Below are 18,854 nucleotides of genomic sequence, written 5' to 3' on the forward strand. Positions count from 1 at the left end.
TCCCGGCGCGCGCCTCGGCACGTCTCACCGTCGCCGCCCGCCGCCGCGCCCGGCATGCCCTTCCCGCCCGGGAGGAAGAACGATGACCCGCACCCGTCGCCTCGCGATGTTCACCCCGCTGTTCGTGTCCGCACTGGCCCTCGGTCCGACGGTCGCCGCGCACGGAGCACAGCAGGGGCCTGCCGCCGCCCCCGCCAAACCCAGGTGTGTCCTCACCCAGGACACCGCCAACTCCAAGCCCGACGACCCCAAGTTCACGCTCTCCGCCTCCGGATTCGAGTCCGGCACCGTGTCCTTCTCCGGCGGCAACGGGGGCGGCGCGACGAAGACGGCCAACGGATCCTTCTCCGTCAGCAACCTCGGGCCCGGCCGCTACACCGCCTCGAGCGACGAGGACGGCACGGTCAACTGCGGCCGCACACCGGGGCAGAAGAACGAGAAGAAGGACGCCCGGGCCCAGTACCGGAAGGGCTTCTCGGACGGGTTCTCGGCGATCAGGGCGAACTGCGGCGCGAAGCCGCCGAAGAACGCCAACAAGGCGGACCCGAACTACGAGCGCGGCTTCAAGGACGGGGCGAAACTGGCCGCCAATCGGTTCTGCGACTGAGTCCCGCTGCCGGCCGCCCCAGGCATGCCGAGGCCGGCCGGCCGAGACGTACGCCCCAGGCCGAGACCTACGACCACGGATCCGTCGCCCGTCCCAGCGGGCGCCCGGTGGGCTCCTACCGGGTCCCGCCCGGCTCCCAGCGGCTCCCGGCGGGACGGGCGGACGGTCAGGGCGTCGGGTGCGGGTGGCCCAGGTAGGGGAAGTCGGGGAGCAGGTCGGTGTGCGGGGCGATGTGGTCGTCCGTGATCCTGCCCCCGGAGACCATGGCGAGCCGGGCCGAGGTGACGTCGTCGGCGAGCGTGCGGCCGTTGGGGTAGGCCGCCGGCCGGGAGCGGTCGTAGCGCAGCACGTCGGGCAGCACGGTGCGCAGGGTCTTCTCGGCGTCCTCGGCGCTGTAGCCGCCGGTGTGGGCGAGTACGGCGCTCCACGGCTCCAGGTAGGTGTCCCAGTCGTCGGCGGGCTCACCGGTGTTGTAGGTCTCCTTGGCCTCGTCGGATTCGTTGAAGTACGCGGTCAGGGACGGGTGGGCGCCTCGGTCCACGGAGACGAGTTCGCCGTCCTGGTCCACGCTGACCCGCGCCCAGACGCCGATCGGGCCGTCGCCCAGCTCGCTGTCGGGGACCTCCACGACGATGCCGAAGACGTTCTTGTCGATCCCGAAGTCCTTGCCGGTCCACTGGAAGTTGTCGACGATCCCGTCCAGGTCCGCGAAGAAGGGGTCACTGCGCAGGCCCGCGGAGAACCGGAGGTCACCGGCGGTCACGATGTTCGGCTCGGCCCCGAAGGCGACCTCCGCGCCGGAGACGACCACTTCGCCGCCGGCCGCCCGGTCCTTGGCCTCGGCACCGGTCGCCCGGTGGACGGTGACCGTCTGGCGGCCGTCGGCAGGGGCGGAGAAGACGAAGCTGTAGGCCAGGTCGGCGACGTCGTCCCCGTCGGTGTCCACGTCGATCCGGTACACGGCGTCCGGGTGGAACGCCTCGCCCTGGGCCGGCGCGAACGGATTCACGTTCATGATCAGGACGGTGCGTCCGTTCTCGGCGGCGGGAAAGGCGAAGACGTCGGTCAGGTCCAGGCGGGCGTCGTCCTTGGGGGAACGCAGGTGAGGTCCGCTGAGGTGGTGGGACATGGTGGCCTCTCGCTGATGTGCCGGCCCCCCTCACACCGCAAACGCGGTTCCAGAGAACCACAGCGTGCCGCCGGGTGCCCGGTGGCCGACTCCGGACGGCGGTCCCGGGCGGATCACCGGGAACGGCGCGGAAGGCGGACCCGCCGGGCTCCGGCCGTCAGCGCGGTCGTCACCCGGGACGGCGGTGTGTCCGGCGCTCCCTGGACCCTGCCGGGCCGTGCGGTCCGCGCGGTCAGGGGGAGTTCGATCTGCACCCCGCCCGACCGGGTCAGGTTCACGGGGTTGCGGGGGTTCAGGCCGCGCAGGCCGGACGGGATCGCGGGCATGTCCGTGACCGCCTCGAAGGACGGGGCGAGCGGTGCGAGGGCCTCGGCCATGGTGTGCGCGGCCTCGCGGTTGGTGCCGCCGAGGAAGATCGAGCGGGGCGTCTCCCGTCTCAGGTGCCCGTGCAGGGAGATCGTCAGCGAAACGTGGGCGAGGAACTCCCGCAGGCTCTCGCAGTGGGGCACGGACATCCGGTGCGAGGGGATGTGCACCGGGTCGCCGGCGGGCTGCGTGAAGACCAGGCAGGTGGCACCCGTGCGGGCGGCCACCTCGTGCGCCAGCTCCGCCGTGCCGCCCTCCCTGCTCCCGTGCAGGGCGAGCAGGCCGACGTCCGAGCGGACCGTCAGGGTGGCGAGGAACTCCACTCCCTCGATCACGACCCGTTCGGCCCGCTCCTGCGGGTCCGTCCACGCCTCCCGCGCCATACGCTCCGCCTCTCCTCACGTACGGGGCGGCCGCCGCCCCGCTACCGCGTCACCCGCACCGGCCTGGACACCGTCACCTGGTCCACCTCCGACACCCGCACGGTCACCTTCATCGTCCATTCCCCGGGGATCGGCAGGGCGAAGGAGTCGGCCGCCCAATAGCCGCCCCGGTCGGTGACCTTGGTGTCCAGGGGGCCGATCCGCTGGGCGGGCAGGGTGAAGGTGACGCGGAGTTCGGGGACGGAGGACAGGCCGCCGTCGGGGCCGTAGACGACCGCCTGGACGGAGTTCACGCCGACCCTGCCGGAGTCCAGGGTGATCTGCACCTCGCCGTGGCCGCCGGCGGTACCGACGTCGAAGGGGATGGTGGTGACCGAGGCGGTGGGGATGCCCGTCGTCGTCGTGGCCGCCGCCGGTTCCGCCGTCGCCTCGGTCGCCGCACGGCCGGGCAGGGTGCTGGTCAGGAGCGTCGTCAGGACGAGGACCACGACCCCGACCGCCACCTCCGCCAGCACCGAACGGCGGAGGTACTGGTAGAAAAACGAGGGCGGGGGCCGGAACGGGTGGGACGGGTCCGTCGAGTCCGCGGGATTCGTGGAGTCAGTTGTGCCCGTCGTACCCGTCGTACCCGTGGAATCCGTCGTGCCCGTGGAGTCCGTCGTGCCCGTGGAGTCCGCGCTGAGCGGAGCGAGCGGAGGGCCTCCGGCCGGCTGGGGCACACGACTCTCCTCCGACTGCGGAACGCGGGCCTCCTCCGGCTGGGGGACCCGACTCTCGGGGGCCGCGGACGGGGCGGCCAGGCGGAGCGTCCAGTTGCGGGAGAGGGACGCCGCCATGAGCAGCAGGACCACCGCGCTGAGCTTGACCGTCAGGATGCGGCCGTAGGAGGTGCCGGTGAGCGCGGCCCAGGAGCCCAGGCCGCGCCAGGACTGGTAGACGCCGGTGGCCACGAGCACGGTCACCGAGGCGAGGGCGAGGCGGGAGAAGCGGGCGACGACGCGCACCGGCAGCGCGGCCGGGTCCGTGGCCGCCCGGCGCAGCGTCGCGAGCAGGGCCGTCAGCCCGCCCAGCCACGCGGCCGTCGCCAGGAGATGGAGGGCCGCGGAAACGACCGCCACCGGGACCTGGAGGCCCACCGAGGCGTGCTCGGCCGCCGCCCAGGTCAGGGAGAGGACCACTGCGAAGGTCGCGCCGACCGCCAGGGCGTCGCGGCGCGGCACCCTCCGCCGCCATCGCCTCGGGAGCAGCACCCGCGCGTTCTTCAGAGCCAGGGCGAAGGCGGCGGCCCCGAGCAGCAGGGCCAGGCGCAGCAGCAGGAGTTCGCCGGGGCGGGACGTCACCGTGCGGGACAGGGAGGAGAGGGCGAAGGCCCGTGCCGGGGAGGCGCCCTCCTCGTACGGGCCCCGCAGCAGGAACAGGGCGACCGTCGAGCCGAGCAGGGTCCAGCCGCCGGCGAGCAGCAGGGGACGCAGATGGGCGCGCGACGGCGGCCGGCAGTAGGCGACGAACGCCGCCGTGCCCAGCAGGAGGGCCACGGAGAGGTAGGCGAGATAGCGCCCGATGTCGTACAGGCGGCCGGCCGCGCCGTCCCCCGTCCCGTCGGGGACGACGCTCGTCGTGCTCGCCGTGCGCTCGCCGACCGAGAAGGTGAGCGCGCCGGACACCGGGTGGCTGTCCGCCGACACCACGCGCCAGGCCACCGTGTAGGTGCCGTGGCGCAGGCCGGCGGGGAGGGGGACGCGGACCGTGTCGGAGTGGCCGGGGACGTGGGCCGCCTCGCCGGTGCGGACGCGGTGGTTCGTGGGGTCGTAGACGCGCAGGGAGTCGGTGAGCAGGCCCACCGACTCGGTGAAGGCGAGCGTCACCTGCCGGGGGGCCTTTTTCACCAGGCTGCCGTCGCCCGGGCCGGTGCCGCGCAGGGCCGCGTGGGCCGAGGCGGGGGCGGCGGTGCCGAGCAGGAGGAGGCACAGGGCCGCACCCAGCAGGAGCAGCCCGCGCAGCCGCCGGGGGTGGCGGGGGTGGCGGGGGTGGCGGGGGTGGCGGGGGTGGCTGCGTGGGCACCCGGCCCGCCCGCCACTGTCCGCGGCGTCCAGGACCTCCCCTGGCTTCCCCTCCTGGCCCTCCTGCCCCTTGCGCCCGTCCCTCGCTTCGTGTGCCTCGGCCCGCACGTCACCCGCCTTCCGTCCCAGGACCTGCGTCTCCCCTGATACGTACGGACGGACCGGCCACCGTGCTCAAACCGTGCCGGTGTCCTCCGGGAAGGCCTTCTCCCGGGTGAGGAAGGCCAGTCGGGCGCGCTTCTCCGGGAGGAAGACGTCCGGCAGGTCGATCTCGGGCAGGACGACCTCGGGACCGGAGGCGAAGCCCTGGCGGGCGAAGCGGGCGATCGCCTTGGTGTTGCGCACGTCCGGGTCGACCACGATCCGGTGGCGGTCCAGGACCAGCAGGACGTACGACGTCATCGCGGCCAGCAGCACGGAGGTCCAGCCGGGACGGTGGCCGGCCGGTCCGGCGGGGGCGAGCAGGAGGTGGACGCCGATGTCGCCGGGGCGGACGTCGTAGCACTCGCCGACCCGGTCGGCGTCGGGCTCGTAGGTCTGGAGCAGCGCGACCGGTTCGCCGTCCTTGAGGACCAGGTGGGCGTGGTGGGTGTCGAGGGTGGCCATGTGGGCGTAGATCTCGGCGACTTGGGCTGGGGTGAGGCCGTTCATGCCCCAGAAGGCGGCGCGTTCCTCGCTCACCCAGGTGTGGATCACCGCCGCGTCGGCCTCCGGGTCGAGGGGCCGGATGCGGACGGTGCCGTAGCCGTCGACGTGCTGTTCGTGAACGGGAGTCGGGGTGACGTACCGGTCAGACATCGATCTCCTCAGTCCTCTCTGCCTGTTCTGCCTGCTCTGACATCTCTGCCACCTGTGCCACCTCTGCTGCCGCCGTATCCGCCGTATCCGCGCGTTCCAGCGTGAGCCGGGTCCAGTCGGTGACCACGGCGGCCAGCTCTCCCCCGAGCCACAAGGGGAGTTGGTCGTGGTGGTGGGGTTCGCCGGGGACACCGTCCGCGCCGAAGGGGACCACCCAGCGGCTGTCCTCGCGGCGGGCCAGGTCCCAGACGTAGCGGGCGGCCGGGCCGCGGGCCGCCCGGTCGGTGAGGCCGGGGACGGCGGAGGTGCACAGCACGCAGTCGTGGTCGCCTGCCAGGCCCGGTCCGTCGTACGGCTCCTGCGGCAGCGCACGCCAGGGAGCGAGGCGGTGGATGTCTGACCAGGCGCCGGCCGGGGGTGCGGCGGCGACCTCCTCCAGGGCCGTCCGGACCGCCTCGGCGCGGTCGATGCCGTACAACTCCTCGGCGGACAGCAGGTGTTCCAGGGCGAACCCGATGCGCGGGGTGAGAGCGAGCCAGGGGAGCAGGACCTCGGGGTAGGCGGGGGGTTCGGTGAGGGGCTCGAAGGCCGGGTGCGCGGCCAGGTGCCGTACGACCGCGGTGCGCACCGCCGCGTAGGCCGCCGCGTCGGTGCTGTCGGCGTCCATGCGGCGGTTCCAGGCCAGGAGGCGGTCGCGGAGGCGGGCCGCCTCGGGGGTGAGGCCGTCGAGAGCGGCGACGTGGTCCAGGAGGGGGGCGGCGGAGGCCAGATGGGTGTCGGTGTGGATCGCGGACATGCCGTCGGCGGACCAGGTGCGGCGCTCTTCGAGGAGGGCGCGGATGCGGTCGGCGCGGTGGGGCGGCGCGAACTCCACGCCCAGGGGCGTGGCGAGGCCGCGCTGGTTCGCCATCACCGCCACGCCGTCGTCCGGTTGGGCGTACGCGGGCTCGTGCCAGCCCTGCCAGGCGTGGCCGGGTTCCCAGGCGGGGACCAGGCGGACCCGGTTGGCCCGGGCGCGCAGGGGGACGCGGCCCGCGACGCGGTGCAGGAGTCCGCCTTCGGTGTCGGCGGCCTGGACGACGTTGACCGGTTCGGCCCAGACGTCGAAGGCCCTGTCGATGTCCGCGACCGTGCGGGAGCGGAGGAGGGGGAGGAGGGCGCTGAAGCCGAGGTCGTCCGTCACCCGGGGCGGGTAGCGCAGGGACAGGGCGGCGGGGGGCCGCGCGCCCGTGTCCGGCATCGCCTCCAGCCCCTCGGGGCCTCCGGCGATCACCGGCCCGCGGTCGGTCTCCACCACCTCGATCTCGGCCGGCGCCTCCCCCGCCACCTCCACGGTCTCCGTGTGCCGGTGGACGGCGTGCCACTGTCCGTCGGGCCCCAGGGCCTCGATGCCCGCGCCGGTGCGCCGCAGGCGTTCGCGGTAGAGGTCCTGGTAGTCGGCCATGGCGTTGGTGATGGACCAGGCGGCGGTGCCGGTGTGGCCGAAGTGGGGGATGCCGGGGACGCCGGGGACGGCGAGGCCGATGACGTCGAACTCGGGGCAGGAGAGGCGGATCTGCTGGTAGACGCCGGGGTCCTCGATGAAGCGGTGCGGGTCGCCGGCGAGCAGGGGCTGCCCGGTGGTGGTGCGGGTGCCGGCGAGGAGCCAGCCGTTGCTGCCGGCGGTGCCGGGGCCGTCGGTGGCGAAGAGGCCGGCCGCCTCGGGGCCGAGGTGCCGTATCGCCTCCTCGCGCCACAGCTTGGCGGGGAAGCCGGCGAAGAGGATGTGGGTGGTGAGCCAGATGCCGAGCGGGGTCCAGGGCCGCCAGGGGCCGGGGGTGAGGCCGGTGCGGGCGAACTCGGGTGCGCGGGCGGCCCCTTCGGGCAGGCCGGCGTTGACGCCGTCGGCGTACGCCCGGACCCATTCGGCGGTCTCCGGGTCGCTTTTCTCCAGTGCGGCGAAGCAGCGCCTGGCGGTGTCGTCGAGGCGGGCGCGGCGGGCGAAGACGTCCCAGGGCAGCGACTCGGCGCCGAGGAAGGACGCGGAGGTGCCCTGCGCGCGGTGGCGTTCGACCTCGATCTGCCAGGCACGGTCCACAGCGGTCACCCGGCCCTGTGCGTGGGCGAGTTCGCGGACGCCGGAGGCACGCAGGTGGGGGATGCCCCAGGCGTCTCGGTAGGTCTCGGTGGTCACCCTGGACACCCCTTCGCTTTAGGTTAGCCTTGCCTAAGTTAGCAACCGGGGAATCGTACGCGAGGGGTGGACCGGGATGGGACAGGTGCGTCGGGGCTGGGAGGGGGCGGTCCTCAAGCTGATGCGCGCGAAGGACTTCGTGTGCACGGTCACCGAGGCGGAGGACGTCACCCCGCACTACCGGCGGCTGCGGATGAGCGACGGCGGGCTGCTGGCCGCGACCGGCGTCCATCCCACGATGTGGGTACGGCTGTGGTTCTCCGACGCCGACGGCCGGCCGCACCAGCGGGCCTACACACTCGTCGACCCCGACCCCGAAACCGGCACCTTCGGACTGGAGTTCGCCCTGCACGAGGGCCACGCCTCGGACTGGGCCCGCACGGCCCGGCCGGGCGACACCATCGAGGCGACCGTCCAGGGCACCGGGTTCCAGCACCCCGAACCGACGCCCTCGCACCTGATCGCCGTAGCCGACACGGCCTCGCTGCCCGCGCTCAACTCCCTTCTCACCGCCCTGGACACGACACCGGCGACCGTGTGGTTCGAGGGCTCGCTGGAAGGCCTGCACCGCCGCTCCGACCCGGCCCGGCACGAGATCCGCGAGGTCCCCCGCCGGGACGCGGGCGCCCATCTGGCCGCCCGGGTACGCGCCGAGCTGCCCGGCGTGCTGTCCGCCACCGCGGACCCGTACGTCTGGATCGCCTGCGACACCGCGACGACCCGCGCCCTGGCGTCGTACGTCCGCAAGGACCTGGGCGTGCCGAGGACGCGGCTGCACGCCCTCGGGTACTGGCGGGCGGACTGAGCCCGCGCGCGGGATCATCGACCCATGGACGTCACTCTGCACCTCGCCCAGGACCCCGAAGCCGACGCGCTGCTGGGGCGCAGTCCGCTCGCCGCGCTCACCGGGATGCTGCTGGACCAGCAGATCCCGATGGAGTGGGCGTTCAAGGGTCCGGAGACCATCGCCCGGCGGATGGGCGGCGACGACCTGGACGCCCACGACATCGCCGCCCGCGACCCGGAGGCCTTCGCCGCGCTGCTCTCCGAGAAGCCGGCCGTGCACCGCTACCCGGGATCGATGGCCAAGCGAGTCCAGCAGCTGTGCCAGTACCTGGTCGAGCACTACGACGGGGACGCCGAGGCGGTGTGGCGGGGCGTCACCGACGGGCCCGAACTGCTCAGGCGACTGCAGGAGCTGCCCGGGTTCGGCAAGCAGAAGGCGCAGATCTTCCTCGCGCTGCTCGGCAAGCAGCTGGGGGTGCGGCCCAAGGGCTGGCGGGAGGCCGCCGGGGCGTACGGGGAGGCCGGGTCCCACCGGTCCGTCGCCGACATCACCGGCCCCGAGTCGCTGGTCAAGGTGCGGGCGCACAAGCAGGAGATGAAGGCGGCGGCCAAGGCGGCGAAGGCCGCCGGGAAGTAACCGCCTCCGACCGGCCGGGGCCCGCCGGGAAGTAGCCGCCTCCGGCCGTCCAGGGACCCGTCAAGGCGGCCGGCCTCGGTCGGCCCGTCTCAGTCGGCCGGCCCCTCCCGGGTGGCGGGGGCGCCCCGGGCGGTCCAAGCATGGAGCATGACCGAGGCACCCAGCGGCGGACCCTCCTGGGACCGCGAGTCCGACGACCGCAGCGTCCACTCACCCCACGCCCCTCACGGGGTCCACGAACACGAACCCGAACCGCCCTTCGAGGGCCCCCTGCACGCCCTGTCCCGAGCCGCCTGGCAGGTCGTCCTGCTCACCGGCATCGCCTCGCTGATCCTGGGCGTGCTGGTGCTGGTGTGGCCAGGCCCCTCCCTGCTCGTCGCCGGCATCCTGTTCGGCGTCTACCTCGTGGTCAGCGGCGTCTTCCAGCTGATCTCCGCGTTCGGCACGCACAAGAAGACCTCGCTGCGCGTGCTGGCCTTCGTCAGCGGCGGCCTGTCCATCCTGCTGGGCCTGCTCTGCTTCCGCGGGCCCATGCAGTCGATCCTGCTGCTCGCGCTGTGGATCGGCATCGGCTGGCTGATCCGCGGGATCACCCAGACCATGGCCGCCGTCTCCGACTCCTCGATGCCCGGCCGGGGCTGGCAGATCTTCCTCGGGGTCGTCACCTTCATCGCCGGCATCGTGCTGATCGACTCGCCCTTCGAGTCGGTGGCCGTACTGACCCTGGTCACCGGCTGGTGGCTGATCGCCGTCGGCATCGTCGAGATCGTCACCTCGCTCCAGATCCGCAGCCGGGCGCGGAAGATCCCGCAGACGGTATGACCGGCGTCAACCGCGAGGCCTCCGAGGTACGCCGAGCGAGCGGATCTGACCGCCGCACGATGAACACCGTGCCTCGCACGGGGAGATGACCAGGGTGAGCACCGCACGAACCCGCCCGCCGCGCCACCGCGCGTGGCTACGGCTGCTCGTGCTGCTGCTCGCCCTGCTCGTTCCCGGCGCCCACGCGCAGGCCCAGGCCGCGCCGGCGCTGACCGCGTCCGCCGAGCCCGCCGAGCACGACGCCCTCGACACGCTCGTACGACCGCCCGCCCGCGCCCTCCACCAGGCCGACGCACCCGAACGCGCCACGCCCCTGCCCGGCCAGGCGCCCGCCGGAACCGCGGCGCACCCGCGCCCCCGGGCGTTCGGGGCGCCCGGGGCGCCGTTCGCCCTCCCCCTGCTGCGCACGGTGGTCCTGCGCTGCTGACACGCGCCTCGCTCCCGCAAGGCCCTGTCAGTCAGACGCGAGGAACACGAGGAACACAGCCATGCCCACCGACCCCTACGCGGTCCTGCGCGCCCTGCTGCGCGCGGAGGCCAGGCGCAACACACCCTCCCGACCGGCCGGCGAGTCGCCGCAGGCGCGGCAGCCGAAGAAGACCGCCCACTGACGTGCCGGCGGAGGCGGCCCTCGCCTCCGCCGGACCGCGATCCACAGCCTGTGGACAACGTGACGCCACGGCGGCGCGGACAGCGTGAACAACGCGGACGGCCACCGAAAGACCCTCGCACCCTCCGGACTTCGTCAAGCTGCGCGGACACCTCACCCGGCTTAGCGTCATCCCAGGGGGCAGATCCGAGAGGTGACTCGCCATGACGGGCAAGTTCGAGGTCTACGAGGACAAGGATCACAAACACCGCTTCCGCCTCAAGGCGGGCAACGGCGAGATCATCGCGGCGAGCCAGGCCTACGAGAGCAGAGAGTCCTGCATGAAGGGCATCGAGTCCGTGAAGCGGAACGCCCCCACCGCTCCGGTGATCGACCAGGAGTAGACGGCGGCCTGACGGCCTGTCGGCCGGCGCGCCGACAGGCCGCCCGCCCCTCGACGGAGGGACACCGGCGCGCCGATAGTCACCCGTATGCCAGCTTTGTCGCATCTTTTCAAGCGGCGCACTCCGCCGCCATGGCTGCGCCCGGAACGCCTCGCCCGGTAGGCTTTCCGTGTGATCTTCAAGCGCATCGGAAACGGCCGGCCGTACCCCGACCACGGCCGGGAAAGCACCCGGCAGTGGGCGGACGTCGCGCCGCGCCCGGTCCGCCTCGATCAGCTCGTGACCACCAAGCAGCAGCTCGATCTGGAGACGCTGTTGGCCGAGGACTCGACGTTCTACGGCGACCTCTTCGCGCACGTCGTGAAGTGGCAGGGCGACCTCTACCTGGAGGACGGGCTGCACCGCGCGGTCCGCGCCGCCCTCCAGCAGCGCCAGGTGCTGCACGCACGCGTGCTCGAACTCGGCTGACCCCGACGCCACGGCCTTTGACCCTTTCGGGTTCCGCTGGGCGCCGTCAACTGATCATCTAATAGGCATCGCCGCCCCGGCACACTACGCTGCGCCCATGAGCATGCTGACTCCCCCCGGCATGGGTGGCCAATACCGGATCACGGGGGACAAGTACCCCCGGATGCGCCCTCCTCGGCGGCGCGGCAGGCTGGTGTTCGCCGTCGTGGCGTCCGCAGCCGTGCTGGGCCTGATCGGCTGGGGCACGCTGCAGCTCATCGACGTCTTCACGGGCGGCGACAAGCGTGTCTCAGCGGCGACCAGAGCGGACTGCCGGACCGCCGCGCATCCCGCCACCGCCGAGACCAGGGTGTCGCCCAGGCCGGGCGAGATCACGGTGAACGTCTACAACGCCACCGCGCGCACCGGGCTGGCCAAGCAGACGGCGGACGAGCTGAAGAAGCGCGGATTCAAGATCGGCGCCGTGGGCAACGCGAGCAAGGACTTCGACAAGAAGGTCAAGGGCGCCGGAGTGCTCCTCGGCCCCGCCGCCGCGCTCGACACCACGCTGCCGGTACTGACCGCCCAGCTCACCGGCGCCGAGCGCCGTACCGACGCCGCCCGCAAGGGCGGTGACCTCGACCTGATCATCGGTGACGGCTACAAGAGCCTCACCCAGCGGGCGGCCGCCGACCTGGCCGTGGCCAAGCTGACGTCACCCGACCGGACGGCCGACGCGCCGAAGAAGAAGGGCTGCTGAGCCGGGGCCCATCGCCGCGGCGGGCCGGACGGCGGCCGCCAGGCCCCGGTCCGGCCGGAAGTCCTGCTCCGGCCCGGAGTCCCGGTCCCGCCGGGAAGCCGGCCGGGAACCATGGTCCCGCCGGAAGCCCGGCCCGGACCGGGCCGGGACGTCGCGCGGCCGGTGTTACTCCGCCGCGCCGTACAGACGGTCGCCCGCGTCGCCGAGGCCGGGGACGATGTAGCCGCTCTCGTTGAGGTGGTCGTCGACGGCGGCCGTCACGACCGTCACCGGCGTCCCCGCCAGCTCGCGCTCCATGACCTCGACGCCCTCCGGGGAGGCGAGCAGGACCACGGCGGTGACGTCGTCGGCGCCCCGCTTGATCAGCTCCTGGATCGCCGCGACCAGGGTGCCGCCCGTGGCCAGCATCGGGTCCAGGACGTACACCTGGCGGCCCGAGAGGTCCTCCGGCATGCGCGAGGCGTACGTCTCGGCCTGCAGCGTCTCCTCGTTGCGGATCATGCCCAGGAAGCCCACCTCGGCGGTCGGCAGCAGCCGGACCATGCCGTCCAGCATGCCGAGGCCGGCGCGCAGGATCGGCACCACCAGCGGGCGCGGACGGGCGAGCTTCACACCCGTGGTGCGGGCGACCGGCGTCTGGATGTCGACGGCCTCGGTGCGCACGTCCCGGGTGGCCTCGTAGGCGAGCAGGGTGACCAGCTCGTCGGCGAGACGGCGGAAGGTGGCGGAGTCGGTGCGCTGGTCGCGCAGCGTGGTGAGCTTGTGAGCGACCAGAGGGTGGTCGACGACATGGAGACGCATGTCCCTAACAGTAACCGCGCCCGGCCACCGCTCGCTCTGGCACCAAACCGCCCGTCCGAGGGAAACCGGGAGGGGCGGACCTGACGGGTACGACCGTGCCCGGCCCGCCCGACCTGCCTGACCTGGCCAGGAACGGCCCCGGAGCCACCACCGGCGCCACCTGGCCGGAGGCCGCCCGCACCCGGCCCGGCACGCCCCGTGTCGCCCCCGTGTCGCCCCCGTGTCGACCCCCTCCCGGCCCTCTCCCAGCTCTCTTCCGCTCCTCGCCCGGCGCCCCTCCCGGCCAGGGACCGATGCCGCGCGGCCGTGTCCGGACCGCCTCGCTGGGGCGTCCCGGCCGCGCCACGCCATGCGCGGGCGTACGTTCCGCGGGCAGGCCCCGCCGTCGTACGGTCCTGTACGCAAGGACCGCGGGGAAGAACCCGGCAGGAGGAGATCGAAGCCCGCTTCGGTGTCGCGGAGGTGGCCGTGCGGCGGCGTCTGGAAAGCCGCGTACGATCCGCAGGTGGTGGCAACAAGAGCGCTGGTGGGTCGAAGAGGGATCCACGATCGAAACAGCCAGACACAGGGTGCCGAAGACGTCCCCTGAACGCCTTGTTTCTGCCACGATTCCGAGTGGGCGGGGCTCGGAGCGCAAGCCTTCGCTCCGCCCAGGACCTCCGCCGGGGGGACCCCCAACCGGCACGCCTCTGACCAGTGGGAGAGTCACGGTGTACTTCGCCGCACTGCTCGCGCGCACCGAAGACGGGTGGAAAGCGAGCGACACAGAGCTCGACGATGTGGAGACCCTGTCGGATCTGGCCGACCTCGCCCGGGAAGCCTCTCCCGAAGAGGACACGGTGCTCGTCCTGATCGAGCAGGAGGACGCCTGGTTCGGCGTCGTCCGCCTGGACGGCGAGGACGACCCCCGCATCTACGTCTCGGACGCGGCCGCCGCGGCCCGCAGCGCCTACGGTGAGCTGCTGCTCACCGACGAGCTGCTGGGCCGGGACCCGGACGCCGACGACGGCACCGATCTGGACTCCTTGGACCTCGACGGCACGGAGGACGGTGAGTCCGAGGACGAGGACGAGGACGACGAGGACGGCCCGTCCGCCGACGCCGTGCCGCACAGCCCGGTGGGCGACAGCGAGATCCTCGACGACCTGGGGATCGGCCAGAAGGAGCTGCGCACCCTGGACGCCGAGGACGCCCTCGGTGCGATCGCCGAGGCCCTGGGCGCCTCGGAGGTCCTGGAGACCGTCCGCTGACCGCACCACAGAACCCGCACGGCGCGCCGGACCCGGTGCGCGACCCCTGGCGGACCGCGATGCGGCTCGCCCTGGCCGAGGCGGAACAGGCCGTCCGGGGCGGCGACGTACCCGTCGGGGCCGTCGTCCTGTCACCGGACGGGACGACGGTGCTCGCGACCGGGCACAACGAGCGCGAGGCCACCGGTGACCCCACGGCGCACGCGGAGGTCCTCGCGCTGCGCCGGGCCGCCCAGGCCCTCGGGGAGTGGCGGCTGACCGGCTGCACACTCGTGGTCACCCTGGAGCCCTGCACGATGTGCGCGGGCGCGCTCGTGCAGTCCCGGGTGGACCGGGTGGTCTACGGCGCCCGCGACGACAAGGCCGGCGCGGCCGGCTCCCTGTGGGACGTCGTACGCGACCGCCGGCTCAACCACCGTCCCGAGGTCGTCGAGGGCGTGCTGGCCGGGGACTGCGCCCGGCAGCTCACGGAGTTTTTCCGGGACCGCTGAATCCGATTTCAGACCATGCCCCACCTTGCTGTAAGGTCTCCCTCGGTAGCGTGTCCGAGCGGCCGAAGGAGCTCGCCTCGAAAGCGAGTGTGGCGCAAGTCACCGAGGGTTCAAATCCCTCCGCTACCGCCGAAGAAGGGCCCCGTCGCGAGACGGGGCCCTTCGTGCATGTGTTTCACGGCGCGGCGCGGCGGAAAGCAAGAGCCCTTGGCGGGCGGGCCGTTGATCCCCTCGGAACGCGTGACGGTTACACTCGCCGCCGGCAGCAGGGGGCCCACGGGGCACAGGGACAGGGGAGGCCGCGGTGGCGGTGAACGCCAAGAAGATCGCCATGTACGCGCTCGTGGTGTTCGCGCTGTACGTCATCATCACGGACCCGGCGAAGGCGGCGGACTACGTCCAGATAGGCTTCGAGGGCATATCGGACGCGGCCAAGGCCATAGGCGACTTCATGACCTGGGCCGCCAACGGAGGAAAGGGCTGACCCCCATGATCCGCCACCTGGTCCTGTTCAAGCTCAACGAGGGCGTCGACCGCGACGATCCGCGGGTCGTGGCGGGCGTGGCGGCCTTCCGGGCGCTCGGCGGCCAGATCGGGGAGCTGCGCTTCTGGGAGTGCGGCTGGAACGTCACCGACCGGCCGATCGCCTACGACTTCGCGATCAACTCGGCCGTCGAGGACAAGGACGCGCTGGTGCGCTACCTCGAGCACCCGGCCCACCAGGCGGGCGTGACCCTGTGGCGCGAGTTCGCCACGTGGGTGATCGCCGACTACGAATTCTGAGCCGCCGCCCTTCACGGCCGCCCACCGAACCCAGGCCCTCCGCCGTTACGGCGGGGGGCTTTCGCGCGTCCGGCGACCCAACTTGGCGCCGCCAGGCCACAACACGGCGTTATGGGGTGCTTGCACACAGTGCACATGTCTTGTGATGCTATGACCGCTTTTGACGGATGATTGACCGATGAAGAGGTGGCGTTGACCGTGTCGGCCAGTACTGCGCCGCCCCAGGCGGAGGCCTCCGCCCCCGCCCCCGTTCCCCCGTCTCCCGCCCCCTCTCCCGACCCGTCCCCCGCCCCCGTCACCGCCCCCGAGAAACGCCGTGGCGCCGACACCCGCGCGCTGACCCAGGTGCTCTTCGGCCAGCTCAAGGACCTCACGCCGGGCACGCCGGAGCACAACCGGGTACGGGGGGCGCTCATCGAGGCCAACCTCCCGCTCGTGCGCTACGCCGCGGCCCGCTTCCGCTCCCGCAACGAGCCGATGGAGGACGTGGTCCAGGTCGGCACCATCGGCCTGATCAACGCCATCGACCGGTTCGACCCGGAGCGGGGCGTGCAGTTCCCGACCTTCGCGATGCCGACCGTGGTCGGCGAGATCAAGCGCTACTTCCGGGACAACGTCCGCACCGTCCACGTGCCGCGCCGGCTGCACGAGCTGTGGGTGCAGGTCAACAGCGCGACCGAGGACCTGACGACCGCCTTCGGACGCTCACCGTCCACCGCCGAGATCGCCGAGCGCCTCAGGATCAGCGAGGAGGAGGTGCTGTCCTGCATCGAGGCGGGACGGTCGTACCACGCCACCTCGCTGGAGGCCGCGCAGGAGGGCGACGGGCTGCCGGGCCTGCTGGACCGGATCGGCTACGAGGACCCGGCCCTGGACGGCGTGGAACACCGCGACCTGGTCCGCCACCTCCTGGTCCAACTCCCCGAACGGGAGCAGCGGATCCTGCTGCTGCGCTACTACAGCAATCTCACCCAGTCGCAGATCAGCGCGGAACTCGGGGTGTCCCAGATGCACGTCTCGCGGCTCCTCGCGCGCAGCTTCCAGCGGCTGCGCTCCGCCAATCGCATCGAGGCATGACCGGCGCACGGGAGCACGGAGCGCAACACAGCAGCTCACACCGGTTCGCAAGCGGGATCGAACGGTCACCGTCGAGAGCGAATCGTGCACCGGCGCCGTTCCCGGCTGTTCTGCGCTGAAAAGCCGTCAGACCCCCTGTTTCCAGGGCCGATTCGCATCTTGCTTGTCGACATGTCACTACAGCGCGTTGCCGACATGTGACATTCTGCGGGAAGCGCGTTTGCCGTGGCTCCGGCTCCGGTATTCAGGTGAAGGCCGCGCTGCCCGGAAAAGGCAGCGCACCGCGACCGTCCCGCGACCCAAAGGGGGTGGCATGTCCGCAGACCAGGGCAGCTCGAAGGTACTCACGCCCACGAGCGAGGCAGCGCCCAAGAAGCTTGACGTTCTCGACGTCCTCGACGGCATCGAGGGCGTCACGCCTCTCGACGCCGTCCCCGCCCCGGCGGGAGCGGCCCCGGCCGCCGAACCGGCACTGCCGGCCACGGGGGACATCGACACCCGAACCCTGTCCCGCTCCCTGTTCCTGCGGCTCGCCGCACTGGACGAACACAGCCCCGAGCACGCCTACGTCCGCGACACCCTGATCGAGCTGAACCTTCCGCTCGTGCGCTACGCGGCGGCCCGCTTCCGCTCCCGCAACGAGCCGATGGAGGACATCGTCCAGGTCGGCACCATCGGCCTGATCAAGGCGATCGACCGCTTCGACTGCGAACGGGGCGTGGAGTTCCCGACGTTCGCGATGCCGACGGTCGTGGGCGAGATCAAGCGCTTCTTCCGCGACACCTCGTGGTCGGTGCGCGTGCCGCGCCGGCTCCAGGAGCTGCGCCTGGCCCTGACGAAGGCCAGCGACGAGCTCTCCCAGAAGCTGGACCGCTCGCCGACGGTGACGGAGCTGGCCGCGGCCCTCGGCGTCTCCGAGGAGGACGTGGTCGACGGCCTCGCGGTCGGCAACGCCTACACCGCCTCCTCGCTCGACTCCCCGGCACCCGAGGACGACGGCGGCGAGGGCTCGCTGGCGGACCGCCTCGGCTACGAGGACACCGCGCTGGAGGGTGTGGAGTACCGCGAGTCCCTCAAGCCGCTGCTGGCCAAGCTTCCGCCGCGGGAGCGCCGGATCATCATGCTTCGCTTCTTCGCGAACATGACCCAGTCGCAGATCGGCGAGGAGGTCGGCATCTCCCAGATGCACGTCTCCCGGCTGCTCACGCGCACACTGGCGCAGCTGCGGGACGGGCTCATCTCGGACTGAGGCCCCGCCGACGGCGAAGCGCCGTGGCCCCGCGCCGGCCACGGCGCCGGTCCACGGCGCTCGGCGCATCGCACGGCGGTCCGTACGGCGCCCGTCGGCCGACGACTCGTACCGCGCCTCGTACGGCGCCCTGCACGGCGCTGTGTACGGCGCCCTGCACGGCTATGGCGCCCTCGCGCGCCGCTCCTGACCCACGCCCGTCACAGCGCGGGCACAGGGGCGCCGAGGTGCCGTCCTGGCGGTGCCGGCGGCTGCCGCGTGCGGCAACTCGCGTGACGGCACGGGAAATTCGCCGGGGGCGACCACCGCCCTCGGCGACTCCGGTGCCGCTGACGCGCGAGGGTGCTACTTGAACGCGAGCCAGGCCACCGCGGCGACGACGGCCACGGCGACGACGATGCCGACGATCAGGCCGACGCGGGGACCGGACGAGGCGGCCTGCTGCTGCTGTTGTACCGGCGGAGCCTCGTCGACGAAGGCACGGAACATCTGGGTGCTGCCTGCCGGGTCGTAATTGCCCTGAGGGCCCTGGGTGTTAGCCATGGGCCGAGACACTAGCGAATCCCGGGGTGCGGCCCAAGTGCGGGGCCACCGGGACAGAAGAGGGCACGTCACCCGCGCCCACCTGCATATTTACTTTTACAATACTTGCCTTTGCCAAGTTTTTGCGCCGCCATCCACCTCATTATTTGCCTGCGGCAACCAAGCACCCTTACGGTTGCCTCAAGCAACAATTACGGAGGTGCCATGGCCGAGCAGGCGCAGTTCGAGGAGCTGGCGCGACAGCTCACCGCCGTCGGCGCCGTGAAACGGGACATGGGGCGCATCCTGCCGCCCGACTGCCCGGCCGGGTCGGCCACCGTGCTGACCCTGCTCGGCCGCCACGGCGACATGCGCATGAGCAGACTCGCCGAGCTGCTCGCCGTGGACATGTCGGTCACCAGCCGGCATGTCGCGCACGTCGCCGTACGCGGCTGGATCGAACGGTCACCGGACCCGGCGGACAAGCGCTCGCGCATCCTGCACCTGACACCCGCGGGCCTGGAGCAGCTCGACGAGCTGTCCCGGCGGACCACCCGGCTGCTCGCCGAACGGCTGGCCGACTGGAACGACGAGGACCTCGCCCAGCTCACCCGGCTGATGACGCGCCTGCGCGCATCCTTCGGCGACTGTCGCTCCACCCCGTCGCGGCCGTCCGCACCCGTAGTCGACGAGACCACCCGTACACCCGCAAGCACGTAA

Annotated in this window: 23 protein-coding genes and 1 tRNA gene; 17 read left to right on the forward strand and 7 right to left on the reverse strand. The window is 72.5% G+C overall.

All coding sequences use genetic code 11. The annotated features are described in order from the left end of the window. The first annotated feature begins 82 nt into the window (after positions 1–82). Positions 83–607: a hypothetical protein gene (locus OIB37_RS18345; protein WP_330458683.1), complete on the forward strand. Its 525-nt coding sequence runs from the start codon at positions 83–85 to the stop codon at positions 605–607. A gap of 166 nt (positions 608–773) precedes the next feature. On the opposite strand, the gene OIB37_RS18350 is transcribed toward OIB37_RS18345, so the two are convergent. From OIB37_RS18350 to OIB37_RS18370, 5 genes are all read right to left on the reverse strand, one after another. Then, on the reverse strand, positions 774–1,736 hold the full coding sequence (locus tag OIB37_RS18350; RefSeq protein WP_330458684.1) for a DUF4331 family protein: 963 nt from the start codon (positions 1,734–1,736) through the stop codon (positions 774–776). 113 nt (positions 1,737–1,849) lie between these two features. Then, a complete protein-coding gene (locus OIB37_RS18355; protein ID WP_330458685.1) occupies positions 1,850–2,485 on the reverse strand; it encodes a poly-gamma-glutamate hydrolase family protein in 636 nt (211 codons plus the stop codon). 41 nt (positions 2,486–2,526) lie between these two features. Beyond that, positions 2,527–4,485 carry a copper resistance CopC/CopD family protein gene (locus tag OIB37_RS18360; protein ID WP_330461883.1) on the reverse strand — a complete coding sequence of 653 codons (1,959 nt, stop codon included), beginning with the start codon at positions 4,483–4,485 and terminating at the stop codon, positions 2,527–2,529. 234 nt (positions 4,486–4,719) lie between these two features. Then, a complete protein-coding gene (locus OIB37_RS18365) occupies positions 4,720–5,343 on the reverse strand; it encodes a GNAT family N-acetyltransferase (protein ID WP_330458686.1) in 624 nt (207 codons plus the stop codon). Further along, positions 5,336–7,516 (reverse strand): penicillin acylase family protein, encoded by a 2,181-nt coding sequence (locus OIB37_RS18370; RefSeq protein WP_330458687.1) that lies wholly within the window; start codon positions 7,514–7,516, stop codon positions 5,336–5,338. The genes OIB37_RS18365 and OIB37_RS18370 overlap by 8 nt, the downstream gene beginning before the upstream one ends. A 76-nt stretch (positions 7,517–7,592) precedes the next feature. Here OIB37_RS18370 and OIB37_RS18375 point away from each other — a divergent pair, with 76 nt between their 5' ends. The 8 genes from OIB37_RS18375 (at position 7,593) to OIB37_RS18410 (ending at position 11,961) form a co-directional block, all read left to right on the forward strand. Beyond that, positions 7,593–8,321 carry a siderophore-interacting protein gene (locus OIB37_RS18375; RefSeq protein ID WP_330458688.1) on the forward strand — a complete coding sequence of 243 codons (729 nt, stop codon included), beginning with the start codon at positions 7,593–7,595 and terminating at the stop codon, positions 8,319–8,321. 24 nt (positions 8,322–8,345) lie between these two features. Beyond that, positions 8,346–8,939: an HhH-GPD-type base excision DNA repair protein gene (locus OIB37_RS18380; RefSeq protein ID WP_330458689.1), complete on the forward strand. Its 594-nt coding sequence runs from the start codon at positions 8,346–8,348 to the stop codon at positions 8,937–8,939. Between the two features lie 147 nt (positions 8,940–9,086). Continuing rightward, complete coding sequence (locus OIB37_RS18385) at positions 9,087–9,761, forward strand: HdeD family acid-resistance protein (protein WP_330458690.1); 675 nt, start codon at positions 9,087–9,089, stop codon at positions 9,759–9,761. Positions 9,762–9,855: 94 nt separating this feature from the next. After that, positions 9,856–10,188, forward strand: coding sequence for a hypothetical protein (locus OIB37_RS18390; protein WP_330458691.1), 333 nt, complete (start codon positions 9,856–9,858; stop codon positions 10,186–10,188). 61 nt (positions 10,189–10,249) lie between these two features. Then, positions 10,250–10,372, forward strand: coding sequence for a hypothetical protein (locus OIB37_RS18395; protein WP_330458692.1), 123 nt, complete (start codon positions 10,250–10,252; stop codon positions 10,370–10,372). Between the two features lie 202 nt (positions 10,373–10,574). Beyond that, on the forward strand, positions 10,575–10,754 hold the full coding sequence (locus OIB37_RS18400) for a YegP family protein (protein WP_330458693.1): 180 nt from the start codon (positions 10,575–10,577) through the stop codon (positions 10,752–10,754). Between the two features lie 171 nt (positions 10,755–10,925). Continuing rightward, on the forward strand, positions 10,926–11,222 hold the full coding sequence (locus OIB37_RS18405) for a type II toxin-antitoxin system VapB family antitoxin (RefSeq protein ID WP_003986294.1): 297 nt from the start codon (positions 10,926–10,928) through the stop codon (positions 11,220–11,222). Between the two features lie 121 nt (positions 11,223–11,343). Further along, a complete protein-coding gene (locus OIB37_RS18410) occupies positions 11,344–11,961 on the forward strand; it encodes a LytR C-terminal domain-containing protein (RefSeq protein WP_330461884.1) in 618 nt (205 codons plus the stop codon). Positions 11,962–12,126: 165 nt separating this feature from the next. Here OIB37_RS18410 and upp read toward each other — a convergent pair whose 3' ends face one another. Next, a complete protein-coding gene (gene upp, locus OIB37_RS18415) occupies positions 12,127–12,762 on the reverse strand; it encodes a uracil phosphoribosyltransferase (RefSeq protein WP_330458694.1) in 636 nt (211 codons plus the stop codon). 710 nt (positions 12,763–13,472) lie between these two features. On the opposite strand from upp, the gene OIB37_RS18420 reads away from it, so the two are divergent. From OIB37_RS18420 to OIB37_RS18450, 7 genes are all read left to right on the forward strand, one after another. Further along, positions 13,473–14,012, forward strand: coding sequence for a tRNA adenosine deaminase-associated protein (locus OIB37_RS18420; protein WP_330458695.1), 540 nt, complete (start codon positions 13,473–13,475; stop codon positions 14,010–14,012). 59 nt (positions 14,013–14,071) lie between these two features. After that, positions 14,072–14,503, forward strand: a complete 432-nt coding sequence (tadA, locus tag OIB37_RS18425; RefSeq protein ID WP_330461885.1) for a tRNA adenosine(34) deaminase TadA — start codon at positions 14,072–14,074, stop codon at positions 14,501–14,503. Between the two features lie 44 nt (positions 14,504–14,547). Continuing rightward, positions 14,548–14,632 (forward strand) — tRNA-Ser (locus tag OIB37_RS18430). A gap of 175 nt (positions 14,633–14,807) precedes the next feature. Beyond that, positions 14,808–14,987, forward strand: coding sequence for a hypothetical protein (locus OIB37_RS18435; protein WP_330458696.1), 180 nt, complete (start codon positions 14,808–14,810; stop codon positions 14,985–14,987). A gap of 5 nt (positions 14,988–14,992) precedes the next feature. After that, on the forward strand, positions 14,993–15,286 hold the full coding sequence (locus OIB37_RS18440; RefSeq protein WP_330458697.1) for a Dabb family protein: 294 nt from the start codon (positions 14,993–14,995) through the stop codon (positions 15,284–15,286). 192 nt (positions 15,287–15,478) lie between these two features. Continuing rightward, positions 15,479–16,363: an RNA polymerase sigma factor SigF gene (locus OIB37_RS18445; protein ID WP_330461886.1), complete on the forward strand. Its 885-nt coding sequence runs from the start codon at positions 15,479–15,481 to the stop codon at positions 16,361–16,363. A 313-nt stretch (positions 16,364–16,676) separates the two neighbouring features. After that, entirely contained in the window at positions 16,677–17,612 is a 936-nt protein-coding gene (locus OIB37_RS18450) for an RNA polymerase sigma factor SigF (protein ID WP_330458698.1), read from the forward strand. Between the two features lie 345 nt (positions 17,613–17,957). Here the strand turns inward: OIB37_RS18450 and OIB37_RS18455 are convergent, their stop codons facing one another. Further along, complete coding sequence (locus OIB37_RS18455; RefSeq protein WP_330458699.1) at positions 17,958–18,155, reverse strand: hypothetical protein; 198 nt, start codon at positions 18,153–18,155, stop codon at positions 17,958–17,960. Between the two features lie 204 nt (positions 18,156–18,359). Between OIB37_RS18455 and OIB37_RS18460 the strand changes: the two genes are divergently transcribed. Beyond that, positions 18,360–18,854 carry a MarR family winged helix-turn-helix transcriptional regulator gene (locus OIB37_RS18460; protein ID WP_330458700.1) on the forward strand — a complete coding sequence of 165 codons (495 nt, stop codon included), beginning with the start codon at positions 18,360–18,362 and terminating at the stop codon, positions 18,852–18,854.

This window comes from Streptomyces sp. NBC_00820 (assembly GCF_036347055.1).
Classification (GTDB): domain Bacteria; phylum Actinomycetota; class Actinomycetes; order Streptomycetales; family Streptomycetaceae; genus Streptomyces.

Bases quoted from the DNA above. Each gene is read 5' to 3' on its own strand.
- upp (WP_330458694.1), bottom strand. From the start codon at position 12,762: ATGCGTCTCCATGTCGTCGACCACCCTCTGGTCGCTCACAAGCTCACC.
- tadA (WP_330461885.1), top strand. From the start codon at position 14,072: ATGCGGCTCGCCCTGGCCGAGGCGGAACAGGCCGTCCGGGGCGGCGAC.
- OIB37_RS18460 (WP_330458700.1), top strand. From the start codon at position 18,360: ATGGCCGAGCAGGCGCAGTTCGAGGAGCTGGCGCGACAGCTCACCGCC.
- OIB37_RS18395 (WP_330458692.1), top strand. From the start codon at position 10,250: ATGCCCACCGACCCCTACGCGGTCCTGCGCGCCCTGCTGCGCGCGGAG.
- OIB37_RS18355 (WP_330458685.1), bottom strand. From the start codon at position 2,485: ATGGCGCGGGAGGCGTGGACGGACCCGCAGGAGCGGGCCGAACGGGTC.
- OIB37_RS18350 (WP_330458684.1), bottom strand. From the start codon at position 1,736: ATGTCCCACCACCTCAGCGGACCTCACCTGCGTTCCCCCAAGGACGAC.
- OIB37_RS18375 (WP_330458688.1), top strand. From the start codon at position 7,593: ATGGGACAGGTGCGTCGGGGCTGGGAGGGGGCGGTCCTCAAGCTGATG.
- OIB37_RS18400 (WP_330458693.1), top strand. From the start codon at position 10,575: ATGACGGGCAAGTTCGAGGTCTACGAGGACAAGGATCACAAACACCGC.
- OIB37_RS18380 (WP_330458689.1), top strand. From the start codon at position 8,346: ATGGACGTCACTCTGCACCTCGCCCAGGACCCCGAAGCCGACGCGCTG.
- OIB37_RS18450 (WP_330458698.1), top strand. From the start codon at position 16,677: ATGTCCGCAGACCAGGGCAGCTCGAAGGTACTCACGCCCACGAGCGAG.
- OIB37_RS18410 (WP_330461884.1), top strand. From the start codon at position 11,344: ATGGGTGGCCAATACCGGATCACGGGGGACAAGTACCCCCGGATGCGC.
- OIB37_RS18365 (WP_330458686.1), bottom strand. From the start codon at position 5,343: ATGTCTGACCGGTACGTCACCCCGACTCCCGTTCACGAACAGCACGTC.
- OIB37_RS18345 (WP_330458683.1), top strand. From the start codon at position 83: ATGACCCGCACCCGTCGCCTCGCGATGTTCACCCCGCTGTTCGTGTCC.
- OIB37_RS18385 (WP_330458690.1), top strand. From the start codon at position 9,087: ATGACCGAGGCACCCAGCGGCGGACCCTCCTGGGACCGCGAGTCCGAC.
- OIB37_RS18440 (WP_330458697.1), top strand. From the start codon at position 14,993: ATGATCCGCCACCTGGTCCTGTTCAAGCTCAACGAGGGCGTCGACCGC.
- OIB37_RS18455 (WP_330458699.1), bottom strand. From the start codon at position 18,155: ATGGCTAACACCCAGGGCCCTCAGGGCAATTACGACCCGGCAGGCAGC.